General features: G+C 64.3%; 13 protein-coding genes. 11 read left to right on the top strand and 2 right to left on the bottom strand.

Annotated features, from left to right (window positions below):
- Positions 1-201: 201 nt before the first annotated feature.
- Positions 202-1,155, bottom strand: coding sequence for a LysR family transcriptional regulator (locus AB7A72_RS11545; protein WP_312461214.1), 954 nt, complete (start codon positions 1,153-1,155; stop codon positions 202-204).
- Between the two features lie 143 nt (positions 1,156-1,298).
- Between AB7A72_RS11545 and AB7A72_RS11540 the strand changes: the two genes are divergently transcribed.
- From AB7A72_RS11540 to AB7A72_RS11495, 10 genes are all read left to right on the top strand, one after another.
- On the top strand, positions 1,299-2,510 hold the full coding sequence (locus AB7A72_RS11540) for a muconate/chloromuconate family cycloisomerase (protein WP_369460052.1): 1,212 nt from the start codon (positions 1,299-1,301) through the stop codon (positions 2,508-2,510).
- A gap of 64 nt (positions 2,511-2,574) precedes the next feature.
- Positions 2,575-3,510, top strand: a complete 936-nt coding sequence (gene catA, locus AB7A72_RS11535; protein ID WP_313333061.1) for a catechol 1,2-dioxygenase — start codon at positions 2,575-2,577, stop codon at positions 3,508-3,510.
- Positions 3,511-3,643: 133 nt separating this feature from the next.
- Complete coding sequence (locus tag AB7A72_RS11530) at positions 3,644-5,008, top strand: Rieske 2Fe-2S domain-containing protein (RefSeq protein ID WP_369460051.1); 1,365 nt, start codon at positions 3,644-3,646, stop codon at positions 5,006-5,008.
- Positions 5,005-5,514, top strand: coding sequence for a benzoate 1,2-dioxygenase small subunit (benB, locus tag AB7A72_RS11525; RefSeq protein WP_369460050.1), 510 nt, complete (start codon positions 5,005-5,007; stop codon positions 5,512-5,514). The genes AB7A72_RS11530 and benB overlap by 4 nt, the downstream gene beginning before the upstream one ends.
- 17 nt (positions 5,515-5,531) lie before the next feature.
- Positions 5,532-6,569 carry a benzoate 1,2-dioxygenase electron transfer component BenC gene (gene benC / locus AB7A72_RS11520; RefSeq protein WP_369460049.1) on the top strand — a complete coding sequence of 346 codons (1,038 nt, stop codon included), beginning with the start codon at positions 5,532-5,534 and terminating at the stop codon, positions 6,567-6,569.
- Positions 6,566-7,363 (top strand): benzoate diol dehydrogenase BenD, encoded by a 798-nt coding sequence (benD, locus tag AB7A72_RS11515; RefSeq protein ID WP_369460048.1) that lies wholly within the window; start codon positions 6,566-6,568, stop codon positions 7,361-7,363. Before benC ends, benD begins: the two co-directional genes overlap by 4 nt.
- Positions 7,364-7,462: 99 nt before the next feature.
- Positions 7,463-7,879 (top strand): RidA family protein, encoded by a 417-nt coding sequence (locus tag AB7A72_RS11510; protein ID WP_369460047.1) that lies wholly within the window; start codon positions 7,463-7,465, stop codon positions 7,877-7,879.
- Between the two features lie 30 nt (positions 7,880-7,909).
- A complete protein-coding gene (locus AB7A72_RS11505; RefSeq protein ID WP_369460046.1) occupies positions 7,910-9,259 on the top strand; it encodes an MFS transporter in 1,350 nt (449 codons plus the stop codon).
- Positions 9,260-9,281: 22 nt separating this feature from the next.
- Positions 9,282-9,560, top strand: a complete 279-nt coding sequence (gene catC, locus AB7A72_RS11500) for a muconolactone Delta-isomerase (RefSeq protein WP_313331778.1) — start codon at positions 9,282-9,284, stop codon at positions 9,558-9,560.
- Positions 9,561-9,578: 18 nt separating this feature from the next.
- The gene (locus tag AB7A72_RS11495) at positions 9,579-10,559 is read left to right on the top strand and encodes a tripartite tricarboxylate transporter substrate binding protein (RefSeq protein WP_369460045.1); all 981 of its coding nucleotides are present in this window, start codon (positions 9,579-9,581) and stop codon (positions 10,557-10,559) included.
- A 182-nt stretch (positions 10,560-10,741) separates the two neighbouring features.
- Here the strand turns inward: AB7A72_RS11495 and AB7A72_RS11490 are convergent, their stop codons facing one another.
- Positions 10,742-11,716: a LysR family transcriptional regulator gene (locus AB7A72_RS11490; RefSeq protein WP_369460044.1), complete on the bottom strand. Its 975-nt coding sequence runs from the start codon at positions 11,714-11,716 to the stop codon at positions 10,742-10,744.
- A gap of 108 nt (positions 11,717-11,824) precedes the next feature.
- Here AB7A72_RS11490 and AB7A72_RS11485 point away from each other — a divergent pair, with 108 nt between their 5' ends.
- Positions 11,825-12,781, top strand: coding sequence for a DMT family transporter (locus tag AB7A72_RS11485; protein WP_369460043.1), 957 nt, complete (start codon positions 11,825-11,827; stop codon positions 12,779-12,781).
- Positions 12,782-13,356: the final 575 nt, after the last annotated feature.

Genomic DNA, 13,356 nt, shown 5'->3' with positions numbered 1-13,356 from the left:
TTCATACCCTGGTGCTTTATTGTGTGATCTGGGGAAGGGTCTGACCGACAGCATTTGCGTGAAACCAACTCTGCTCAGGGTCGTTAATCGCCATTAAATTCGTCAACGCCCGTCTCTACGATCATCGCAATAATCTGAGAACAGACAAAGCGCTCACTCACCCCCACCCGCAATTGAGACTCCAAGAGCTCAGCAAGCCTCTCACCGCTTCCCAGCAAGCCCATAGCTATCCCCCGCCGGAAACGCATTCGTCTCAAAATCCAGCCAGGGCGGGTTCTGCGCATACATCTCGGCCGTCAGCTCCTTGATCGCCGCGATGTACCAGGAGTCGTCATTGACACGGTGGCTCAGGATGATCGGTGAGGTGGCGCGCTCGTCGTCAATCAGGCGGTAGACCAGGTCCGAGCGCAGGCGTGCCGCTGCGGGCACGATGCAGACGCCCATCTCGGCGGCGACCAGGCCCAGACCGGCCTGCAGCTCGCGCACCTCATGCACCTCGGCGGGCTGTATGCCCTGGTCATGCAACAGGCCCAGCACATGGTCGGCAAAGCTGGGGCGCGGGTCCTTGGGGTAGACGATGAGGCGCTGGCCTGCCAGCGCGGGCAGGCGGATGCGGCCGGTGTCGGCGGCCAGCGGGGTGCCCGGCGCAATGGCCAGCACCAGCTTTTCTTCGCGCAGCACGGTGCGCGCGACCGAGGTGTCATTGGTGCGGATGCGGCCAAATCCCAGGTCGATGCGGCCCGAGCGCAGCTCCTGGATCTGCTGGATCGAGCCCATGTCCACCAGGTGCACGTCGGTGTCCGGGTAGCGCTTGCGGAACATGCGCACCAGCATCGGCAGTCCGCCGTACAAGGTGGAGGCCACATAGGCGATCGAGATCGATTGGCGCTGGTTCAGCCCCACCTGGCGGGCCGCGCTTTTCATCTGGTCCACCCGCTGCAGCACCTGCAGCGATTGCTCATAAAACAGGCGCCCTGCTTCGGTCAGGCGCACCGGGCGGCTGTTGCGCTGGATCAGTTGCACGCCCAGCTCGTCCTCCAGCTGCTGGATCTGGCGGCTGAACGGCGGCTGCGCAATATGCATTTGCTCAGCCGCGCGGGTGAAGTTGCGGGTAGTGGCCACGGCCACGAAATACCGGATATGGCGCAGATCCATCAGGGAAAACCATAGACATGGGAATGCAGCGATTTTAAGTCATTGTTTTTTAATAATCAAACCACACACCATACCTGCAAGGTATGAAACAAGACAAATTTGGTGTTGGATCAAGTGCGGGCCTGCGTCGTTCAATAGCACCTATGCAAAACACACACCCGCACCAAGACAGCGCCCGACCTGCGGCATATACGGCAGCAGGCTCCGTTGTCGTCGAACAGGTGGAGACCTTGCTGGTCGATCTGCCCACGATCCGCCCCCACAAGCTGTCGATGGCCACGATGAACGGCCAGACCCTGATGCTGGTGCGCGTGCGCTGCTCCGATGGCACGGTGGGCATTGGCGAGGGTACGACCATTGGCGGCCTGGCCTATGGCGCGGAATCGCCCGAGGGCATGAAGCTGGCCATCGATACCTATTTTGTGCCGCAGATGGTGGGCGCCAACGCCAACCGCGTGCCTGCGCTGATGGCGCGGCTGAACCAGGCCATCCGCGACAACCGCTTTGCCAAGTGCGCGGTGGAGACGGCACTGTTCGATGCGCTGGGCCAGCGCACCGGCCTGCCGGTGTCCGAGCTGCTGGGCGGCCGCCTGCGTGACCGCCTGCCGGTCGCCTGGACGCTGGCCTCGGGCGACACCGGCCGCGACATCGAAGAAGCGCAGCGCATGCTGGAGACGCGCCGCCACCAGATCTTCAAGCTCAAGATCGGCCGCAAAGCGGTGCGCGATGATGTGGCCCACGTAGCGGCCATCAAGAAGGCGCTGGGCGATCTGGCCTCGGTGCGGGTTGATGTGAACATGGCCTGGAGCGAGCTGGAGGCGCACCACGGCCTGGCCGGTCTGGTGGATGCCGGCTGCGAACTGGCCGAGCAGCCGGTGGCCAGCGCCGATGTACTGGCCCGCCTCAAAGGCCGCTACCCGATCGCCATCATGGCCGATGAATCGCTGACCGGCCCGGCCTCCGCCTTGGCACTGGCACGCGTGGCCGGCGCCGATGTGTTTGCGATCAAGACAGAGCAATCGGGCGGGCTGCAGGCGGCGCAACAGGTGGCGGCCATTGCCGATGCAGCCGGCATCGAACTGTACGGCGGCACCATGCTCGAAGGCGGCGTGGGCACCATCGCGTCGGCCCATGCGTTTTCCACCTTCCGCGAACTGCAATGGGGCACCGAGCTGTTCGGCTCGCTGCTGTTGACTGAAGAGATTCTGGCCACGCCGCTGGAGTACAAGGATTTCCACCTGACGGTACCCACGGCCCCGGGCCTGGGCATCACACTGGATGAAGACCGCGTGCGGCATTTCCGCAGGGACCGCGGCAGCATCACCGTGCCGATCGCCGCGCCAGCCGCCGCCTGACGCCGCCGAGACGGACAGACGGACAGACGGATTGACCCCAAGAATTCATGACAAGGAGACTACGATGAGCGCCCCTATCTTCCACACCCCCGACGTGCAGGATTTTCTGCGTCTGGCCAGCGGCCTCAACCAGGACGGTGGCAACCCGCGCACCAAGCAGATCATCCACCGCATCCTGTCCGACCTGTTCAAGGCCATCGAGGACCTGGATATCACACCCGACGAATACTGGGCCGGCGTGGCCTACCTGAACCAGCTCGGTGCGCGCGGCGAGGCCGGTCTGCTGTCGCCCGGCCTGGGGCTGGACCGCTACTTTGACATGCGCATGGACGCCGAAGACGCCGCGCTGGGCGTGGCCAATGGCACACCGCGCACGATTGAAGGCCCGCTCTACGTGGCAGGCGCCCCCGTGGTGCACGGCCATGGCCGCCTCGATGACGGCAGCGACACCGCTGGCCATACGCTCATCATGCACGGTACCGTCTACGGCGCCGATGGCCAGCCGCTGCCCGGGGCGCAGGTCGAGGTCTGGCATGCCAACACCAAGGGCTTTTACTCGCACTTCGATCCCACCGGCGAGCAAAAGCCGTTCAACATGCGCCGCACCATCATTGCCGATGCGCAAGGCCGCTACAAATTCCAGAGCATCGTGCCCATGGGCTACGGCTGCCCGCCCGATGGCCCCACGCAGGCCCTGCTCAACCAGCTGGGCCGCCACGGCAACCGCCCGGCGCACATCCACCTCTTCGTCACGGCCGATGGCCACCGCAAGCTCACCACGCAGATCAACATCGATGGCGATCCGCTGGTGTTCGACGACTTTGCCTACGCCACCCGCGAAGGTCTGGTGCCCCCGCTGACCGAGCGCAGCGACGAAGCCAGCATCCGCGCCCACGGTCTGAGCGGCCCGTTTGCAGAAATCGTTTTCGACATCCGGCTCAGCGCGCTGGTGGACGGTGTCGATAACCAGATCGTGGACCGCCCGCGCCTGGCAGCCTGACCGCCTGACGCCACAGGGCCGGGGTGCTGCCGAGCAGGCAGTGCCCTAGCGCCGAGACCCATCCTCCCGCCCCTTGCCTGTCGCCCCGCACTCTGCGTAGCGAGGCGGAGCTGTACCCCCAGGAGACCTCACCATGACCACGATTGCCTCTGCCGACCGCTTCGGCGCCGTCGAACAGCTGCTCGAGACGGCACTGCAAGACGACAAGGACGCCGGCATCTTCCGCTGCCGCCGCGACATCTTCACCAACCCCGAGCTGTTCGAGCTGGAGATGAAGTACCTGTTCGAGTCGAACTGGGTCTACCTGGCGCACGAGAGCCAGATCCCCGACAACAACGACTACTACACCACGTCGATCGGCCGCCAGCCCATCATCATCACCCGCGACAAGCAAGGCGAGCTGCATGCGGTGATCAACGCCTGCGCACACAAGGGCGCAATGCTGTGCCGCAAAAAGCACGGCAACAAGGGCAGCTTCACCTGCCCGTTCCACGGCTGGACCTTCAGCAACGCCGGCAAGCTGCTCAAGGTCAAGGACGAGAAGACCACCGAGTACCCCATCACTTTCAACAAGAACGGCTCGCACGACCTGACCCGGGTGGCGCGCTTTCAGAACTACCGGGGCTTTCTGTTTGGCAGCCTGAACGCCGATGTGCAGCCGCTGGAGGACTACCTGGGCGAGACCCGGGTCATCATCGACCAGATCGTCGACCAGGCGCCCGAAGGCCTGGAAGTGCTGCGCGGCAACTCCAGCTACATCTATGACGGCAACTGGAAGATGCAGATGGAAAACGGCTGCGATGGCTACCACGTCAGCTCCGTGCACTGGAACTATGCCGCCACGATGAGCCGCCGCAATGCCGAAGGCACCAAGGCCACCGATGCCAACAACTGGAGCAAGTCGGTCGCCGGCGTCTATGGCTTCGAGAACGGCCACATCCTGCTGTGGACCAACACCTTGAACCCCGAGGTGCGCCCGATCTGGAACCAGCGTGAAGAGCTGGCCCAGCGCGTGGGCCAGGAGCGCGCCGATGTCATCGTGCGCCAGACCCGCAACCTCTGCCTCTACCCCAATGTGTTCCTGATGGACCAGTTCGGCACCCAGATCCGCGTGGCCCGCCCGTTGAACGTGAACCAGACGGAGATCAGCATCTTCTGCTTTGGCCCCAAGGGCGAAAGCGCGCAAGACCGCGCCACCCGCATCCGCCAGTACGAGGATTTCTTCAATGTCTCGGGCATGGGCACGGCCGATGACCTGGAAGAGTTCCGCGCCTGCCAGGCAGGTTACGCCGGCAGCGCCGTGCGCTGGAACGACATGAGCCGGGGCGCGCCGCTGTGGATCGAGGGCCCCGACGAGAACGCGAAGAAGATGGGCATGACCCCCTTGCTCAGCGGTGAGCGCAGCGAGGACGAAGGCCTGTTTGTCTGCCAGCACGACTATTGGGCCAAGACCATGCGCAAGGCCGTGCAGCAAGAGCGCGCAGGAGTGCAGCGATGAGCACGGACAGCCACAGCAACACGGCCGACCACCGCGCCATCTGCGCCTTTCTGTACCGCGAGGCCCGCTACCTGGACGACCGCGAATGGGAGCCCTGGCTGGCGCTCTACGCGCCCGACGCCGAGTACTGGATGCCCGCCTGGGACGACGATGACCAGCTCACCGACGACCCGCACAGCCAGATCTCGCTGATCTACTACCCCAACCGCAATGGGCTGGAGGACCGGGTCTTCCGCATCAAGACCGAGCGCTCCAGCGCCTCAATGCCCGAGCCGCGCACCAACCACATGATCAGCAATGTGGAAGTGCTGGCCGAGCAGGCCGATACGGTGGAGCTGCGCTACAACTTTCACACGCTCAGCCACCGCTACAAGCAGACCGATCATTTCTTTGGCACGGTCTTTCTGACCCTGCGCAAAGTGGCTGACAGCTTTCTGATCGCCCGCAAGAAGATCGTTCTCAAGAACGACTACATCCGCCAGGTCATTGATGTCTACCACATCTGACACGCCAGGAGACCACCATGAACAGCTATCGCATTGCCCTGAACTTTGAGGACGGGGTCACCCGCTTTGTGGACTGCGGCGCCAACGAGAAGGTGCTCGATGCCGCTTTCCGCAACCGCATCAACCTGCCAATGGACTGCTCGGACGGCGTCTGCGGCACCTGCAAGTGCAAGGCCGAAAGCGGCACCTACGACCTGGGCGACGACTACATCGACGACGCACTGACCGAGGATGAGGCCGGCCAGGGCATGGTGCTGACCTGCCAGATGGTCCCGCAGTCCGATTGCGTGATCGCGGTGCCGGTTCCCTCCACCGCCTGCAAGACCGGCACCGGCCAGTTCAGCGCCACAGTCAGCGCAGTGCAGCCCCTTGGCGATGCCGCCTATGAACTGGTGCTGGATGTGGCAGACGCCGCACCCGCGTTTCTGCCCGGGCAGTACGTCAATATCAGCGTGCCGGGCAGCAGCCTGCACCGGTCCTACTCGTTCAGCTCCGCGCCCGGCAATGGCCGCATGAGCTTCCTGATCAAGCAGGTGCCGGGCGGCCTGATGAGCAGCTGGCTCCAGGGCGCCCGCGCCGGCGAGCCGCTGCAGATGACCGGGCCACTGGGCAGTTTCTACCTGCGTGCAGTCACGCGGCCGCTGCTGTTCTTGGCGGGCGGCACGGGTCTCGCGCCCTTCCTGTCGATGCTGGAAGTGCTGGCCCGCGATGGGGCCACCCAGCCCATCCACATGGTCTATGGCGTTACCCGCGATGCGGACCTGGTGCTGGTCGAGCGCCTGCAGGCCTATGCGCTGCAGATCCCGGGCTTCAGCTTCAGCACCTGCGTGGCCGATCCGCAGACCGCGCACGCGCGCCAGGGCTATGTCACCCACCACCTGCCAGCCCAGGCGCTGCATGGCGGCAATGTCGATGTCTACCTCTGCGGCCCGCCGCCCATGGTCGATGCCGTGCAGCAGCACTTCAAGGCCGAAGGCATAGTGCCCACCCACTTCCATTACGAGAAGTTCACGCCCACCCAACCGCTGGCCGCCGTGGCGGAGGCGCTGGCATGAACGCGCCCCTGCACCCCGCAAGCTACCAACGCTTTGCCGGCAAGGTGATGGTGGTGACCGGCGCGGCCCAGGGCATTGGCCGGGGCGTGGCGCTGCGCGCCGTGGCCGAAGGCGCCCAGGTGCTGTTGGTCGACCGGGCCGACTTTATCGCCGAGGTGGCGGCCGAGGCGGGCAGCCCCCATGCCGCTGGCCTGGTGGCCGACCTGGAAACCTACGAGGGCGCGCAGGCTGCCATGGCGCGGGCGAGCCAGCTGTTTGGCGGCATCGACATCCTCGTCAACGGCGTAGGCGGCGCGATCCGCATGCGCCCTTTTGCCGAGTTCGAGCCCGCGCAGATCGACGCAGAAATCCGCCGCTCGCTGATGCCAACGCTGTACGCCTGCCATGCTGTGCTGCCGCATCTGCTGGCACGCGGCGGCGGCACCATCGTCAATGTGTCGTCCAACGCCACGCGCGGCATTCGCCGGGTGCCGTACTCGGCGGCCAAGGGCGGCGTCAATGCCTTGACGCAGTCGCTGGCGATGGAATATGCGCCGCAGAACATCCGCGTCGTCGCCTCGGCCCCCGGCGGCACCAACGCGCCGCCCCGGCGGGTGCCGCGCAATGCCGCAGGCGACAGCCCTGAGGAGCAAACCTGGATGCGCGAGGCCGTGCAGCAGGTGACCGAGTCCAACTACTTCAAGCGCTACGGCAGCCTCGATGACCAGGTCGGCCCGATCCTGTTTCTGGCCTCCGACGAGGCGGCCTACATCACCGGTGCGGTGCTGCCTGTAGCCGGTGGCGATAACGGCTGAGCGCAGCCCGCCGCCGACCGCCCTACCCACGCTAAAAAAGAAAAACCGCGCCCGCGCCGCACTGCAAGGCTGCAGCAATGCGCGGGTCCAGGAGACACCATGACTGATCGCCAAGCCATTGTTCCGCCCGGCATGGAGGCGGTGTACGAGCAGATCGGCTATGCCCCGGCCATCCGGGTCGGGCAGACCGTCTATGTATCCGGCCAGATCGGCCGCACGCCCGATCTGCAGCTGGTCGAGGACCGCGAAGCCCAGATCACGCAGGCCTTTGCCAACCTGCAGCGGGTGCTGGAGGCCGCAGGTGCCAGCCTGGCCGATGTGGTCGATCTGACCAGCTTCCACACCGATATGCGCGACCTGCCCTTGTTCATGCAGGTGCGCAACCGCTTTTTGCAAAACCACCCGCTTCCCGCCTGGACGGCGGTGGGCGCGCACATGCTGGGCGGCGCGCCCGGCTACATCGTGGAGATCAAGGCCATTGCAGTGATACCGGCCCATGAAGCCCAACCGGGCTGAACCCCCCAGCCCCTATAAAAGGAGACAGAGATGACAACCTTGGACGTCAACCAGGTCATAGACAACGCCCGCTTTACGCGCTTCCACTGGATGGTCACCCTACTATGCGGCATGCTGCTGGTGTTTGATGGCTATGACCTGTTCATCTACGGCGCCGTGCTGCCGGTGCTGATGAAGGAGTGGAGCCTCTCGCCGGTGCAGGCCGGCGCCCTGGGCAGCTATGCGCTGTTCGGCATGATGTTCGGCGCCTTCATCTTTGGTCCGCTGGCCGACCGGATCGGCCGCAAAAAAGGAGTGGCCATCAGCTTTGTGCTGTTCAGCATCGCCACCTTCATGAGCGGCTTTGCCACCTCGCCGACCGAGTTTGGCATCTTCCGCTTTATCGCCGGCCTGGGCTGCGGCGGCCTGATGCCCAATGCCGTGGCCTTGATCAACGAGTACGCCCCCAGGCGCGCGCGTAGCACCCTGGTGGCGCTGATGTTCAGCGGCTACTCGCTGGGCGGCGTGCTCTGCGCGGGCCTGGGCATCTACATGCTGCCGCGCTTTGGCTGGCAGGCCATGTTCTTGGCCGCCGCCCTGCCGCTGGTGCTGCTGCCGCTGATTGTGTGGAAGCTGCCCGAGTCCGTGGGCTTTTTGCTGCGCCAGGGCCAGCAGGCCAAGGCGCGGCAGATGCTGTCGCAGGTAGCGCCCGATGTAGCCCTGGGCAGCGAGGTGCAGCTGCTGCAGACCGATGCCAAGGGCGCAGGCGTACCCATGCTTGATTTGTTCCTCAAGGGCCGCGCGATCGGCACCTTCATGATCTGGCTGTCCTTCTTCTGCTGCCTGCTGATGGTCTATGCACTGGGCTCCTGGTTGCCCAAGCTGATGGCGACGGCCGGCTACAGCCTGGGGTCAAGCCTGTCGTTCCTGCTGATGCTGAACTTTGGCGGCGTCGTCGGCGCCATAGCCGGCGGCTGGCTGGGGGACCGCTTCAGCCTGCCCAAGGTGGTGCTGGCCTTCTTTGCGCTGGGCACCGTGGCCATCGCGCTGCTGGGCTTCAACAGCCCCATGCCGGTGCTGTACCTGCTAATCGCGATAGCCGGCGCCACCACCATCGGCACGCAGATCCTGCTGTATGCCAACACCGCCCAGTTCTACCCGCAGGCCATCCGCTCCACCGGGCTGGGCTGGGCCTCGGGTGTGGGGCGCACCGGCGCCATTGTGGGCCCGCTGCTGGGCGGCTGGCTGATGGCCGCAGCGCTGCCGCTGCAGATGAACTTCCTGGTATTTGCCGTGCCGGGCCTGGTGGCAGCGCTCGCGATCGGCTTCTTCATCCTTTACTACCGTGGCAAGCAAGAGGCGCCCCAGGTCGTCGTTGCTGCCGTGCGCCCCGCCGTTTGATCGCTCCTCAGGAAAAAAGCCCATGCTCTATCTCGTTCATATGGTCGTCAACATCCCCACCAGCGTGCCCGCCGAAGAGGCCGCGCGCATCAAGGCTGCGGAAAAAGCCTATTCGCAGCAGTTGCAGGAATCCGGACAATGGCCGCACCTGTGGCGCGTGGTGGGCGAATACGCCAACTACAGCGTCTTCGATGTAGCCAGCAACGACGAGCTGCACAACACGCTGAGCCAGCTGCCGCTGTTCCCCTACATGCAGATAACAGTGACGCCTTTGGCCAAGCACCCCTCCTCCATCCGATAAGCAGACAGGCAAACGCATATGACGATGCAACGCAGAACCCTGGCCCTGCTGCTGGCAGCGCTGGCGCTGCCAGGCGCCGCAATGGCACAACCCGATGCCGCCTGGCCGGCCAAGCCCATCAAATGGGTGGTGCCCTTTCCGCCGGGTGGCGCGATGGATGTGATTGCCCGGACGTTGGGCGATCGCGCCGCGCGCGAGCTGGGCCAGCCCTTTGTGGTCGAGAACCGGCCCGGCGCCGGTGGCAATATCGGCGCCGACTATGTCGCCAAGCAGCCTGCCGATGGCTACACGATCATGATCACCTCGATCGGCATGGCCACCAACCCGGCGCTGTACGCCAAGCTGGCCTATGACCCAGTCAAGGACTTTGCGCCCATCAGCCTGCTGGCGGTGGTGCCCAATGTGCTGGTGGTCAATGCCGCCCGCAGCCCCGACACATCGGTGCAGGATGTGCTGGCCCATGCGCGCCGCAACCCCGGCAAGCTCAGCTATGCCTCCGCTGGCAACGGCACCTCCATCCACCTGGCCGGTGAGGTGTTTGCCTCTACCGCCGGGGTGGCGCTGATGCATGTGCCCTACAAAGGCAGCGGCCCGGCCATTACCGACATGCTGGGCGGCCAGGTCGACTTGATGTTTGACAGCATCACCTCGGCGCGGCCCCATATCCAGTCGGGCAAGCTGCGCGCGCTGGGTGTGACCACTGCCAAGCGCTCCTCCGCACTCCCCGATGTGCCTACCATTGCCGAAGCCGGCCTGCCCGGCTACGAGGTATCACCCTGGTTTGCGGTGTTTGCGCCAGCCGGCACACCGCCCCAGGTGGTGGCCCGGCTCAACCAGGTGCTCAACGGCGCGATGCAGCAGCCCGATACCCTCAAAAAGCTCGAAAGCGTGGGCGCCGAGCCCATTGGCAGCACGCCCCAGGCACTGGCCACGCACCTGCAGCAGGAGCTGGCGCGCTGGGGCAAGCTGATCAAAGAGCGCGGCATCCGCCTGGATTGACGCCGCAGCCTGGCCTGCAAGAAGACGTCCAAGGCGCCATCGACACTGAACTGCTGCCCCAACTGCTGCAGCTGCAGCAAAGCAAGGCGGCCATGCTGCGCGCCGCTTGGCGCCAAACCATCCCAGCGCTGCCTGCGTTGCTGGAGCGGTATGCGGACCAGTGGCGGCTGTTGCCTGCCGAGCTACCTGGAACCAGCACTTGCAAGAGGTGTGCCGCTCGTCACCGCCTCGGCGGTCTGGCTTTGCAAATAGTCCAGCATGGCCCGCAATTTAGGAGGTACATGGGGGCCTGGTGCATGCAAGGCATAGGCGGTCCGAGGGGCATAGCTTCCCACCAACTGCCAACCGGGCAGCACCTCCACCAGGCTGCCCTGGGCGAGATGGTTGCAGGCCACGAATTCGGCCATGAGCGCAATGCCAGCGACGGCATTGGATTGCAGCGCGTTGAGCAAACCATGGCTGCTGGCAATCGTGATGGGCGTGTTCAGCCGCAGCTTGACGGGGGGTGCAGCAGGGCTCGCAACACAAGCAAGTTCCACCACGTTCTGAAACGGCCCATAACCCAGGCTCATGCATCGATGGGCCATCAGATCCTGGGGTTCGGTGATGGGCGGCCGGGTCTGCAGGTAGGCTGGGTGCGCGACCAGCAGATAATGAATGCGCTTGAGCGGCCGAGCCACCATCGCGGGCGGCAGCGCATCGGCCCCGCTGATGCGGATCGCCAGGTCCAGCCCTTCGGCGGTCAGGTCGAGCAGTTCATCGCGCATGGTCAGCTGGACTTGCACTTCGGGGAAAAGCGCGCAGAAACCGGGCAGCAGCGGGGCCAGCCACCAATCGCCAAAGACCAAGGGGGCACTCATGCGCAACACGCCCTGCGGCTGTTGGCGGTGGGCAGTGGCACGCGACACCGCAAGCTCGGCGCTTTGCAGCATCAGCACACAATCGGCGTGCACGGCCGCACCTACCTCCGTCAACGACAAGGACCGGGTCGTGCGGTTGAGCAGCTTCACCCCCAGCTCGGACTCCAGGCGGCCTACGCTACGGCTCACGGCACTGGTGGTGAGGCGCAGGTGGCGCGCCGCACCGGCAAAACTATGCTGGGCCACCACCTGGACAAATACCTGCATGTCGGCGAGCGGAAGAGAGTCGGTATTCATGGGCATCGATCGTTGCATCACAGGCAACAATTAATTGATTTCAAGCCATATTGTCAATTCTATCGAAAGGCCTGACCATCGCAATCCTCTTATCTCGTCGATGAAATCATGAACTCCTCAAGCGTAGCGGGCATCCCTCCAGTCAAGGCCAGTGCATTCACTGCAGTGCAAGGCGGCGGCACCTGGCGCATGGTGGCCGCAATGGCTCTGTCAGGGACGATCGGGCTGGTCGTCATCGAAAGTGGTTTGCCGGTAGAGCATGTCGTCCTGCTGCGCTGCCTGCTTGGCGCGCTGGGATTGGGCCTGTGGATCCTGTGGCAACGAGCCTGGGTGCCGCCGAGCAGGTCGGGCTGGCTCTCCATGGTGCTCGGTGGCGTGGCCCTGGTCGCCAACTGGGTGGCGCTGTTCCATGCCTATGCCTACGTGGGAATCGCCGTTGCCACCGTGGTCTACCATGTGCAGCCTTTCATGCTGGTACTGGCGGCAGCGCTGGGCGGCGAGGCGATCGGTTGGCGCAAGCTGCTATGGATGGTGCCGGCACTGTGCGGCGTGGTACTGAGCAGTGGGCTGGGCACGGATGCCGTGGCCAGTGTGGCCCCGTCCGCGAGCGCGCCGGTATGGGGAATAGCGCTGGCGCTGCTGGCTGCCGCGCTTTACACCGCCACCGTCATCAGCACCCGGCGGGTCAAGAACATCGCGCCCGCGCAGATTGCGATGGTGCAGATGCTGGCAGGCGGCGCCGCATTGGCATGCTGGTCCGCCCCTGCACTGTTGCAGGCCATGCGCCACAGCACCGGTCTTCCCGGTGCCAGCACCGTGGTCTGCGTGCTGATTCTGGGGCTGCTGCACACCGCGTGGATGTACGGACTGATGTACGGTGCGTTTCAGCGGCTGAGCGCCCCGGCAGTGGCGATGCTGAGTTTTATCTACCCGGCAGTTGCGTTGGCCGTGGATCTTCTCTGGTTTGGCACCCACCCCACCCTGCCTCAGTGGTTGGGCATGGGCACCATCGTGTTGGCAGTGCTGGGCTATCGTTGGCAGGATCTGCGCCCGCAGGCTGCATGATTGCGCGCTGGCAAGAGGGTGCCATGCGCGGCATGGAGCGCAGGCTCCTGCCTATCCACCTGGCGCCTCCTGGGGCACGCCGGCAAGGCCTGAGGCCGGGATGCGCTGCCCGGGAAAGTGGGCGCATGGCTGCACCGCGGGATAAATGGCACGCGTTTATCGCAGCTAACACCGCGGAGCTTGCATTTTCAGCGCCACAGGCATTCAAACCCTCCCATTATCCGAACGAGCGCGCAGCTGGTATTTTTGATTTCATTCAAAACTCTTTGTTTATTTCTACGTGATTGTCCGAATGGAGTAAAAGCCGGTCATGCCTCAAAGTTATCCGGCACCAGCAGGAGGTGTTTTGCAGCCATCCGATATCCATATCATGGAATATTGCCGCCATAGTCATGCCTTCTATTACCCAATAGACCCGCATCAAGCATATATATTATTTTTTTGTGATGCCGGCCATTCACCCCCTTGACTCGGCAAGCATTGCCTATTTATAGGCACCCAGTCATCCAATGACCAGTCCAATGAATGGCTGCTTGCCCTGGCTATTGACCTCTCAGCGTGCAGCTGGATGACGG

Source organism: Comamonas sediminis, from assembly GCF_041107495.1.
GTDB classification, from domain to species: domain Bacteria; phylum Pseudomonadota; class Gammaproteobacteria; order Burkholderiales; family Burkholderiaceae_C; genus Comamonas; species Comamonas sediminis.
The sequence above is the reverse complement of the archived record's forward strand: the minus strand, read 5'-3'. Positions and strand labels throughout refer to the sequence as shown.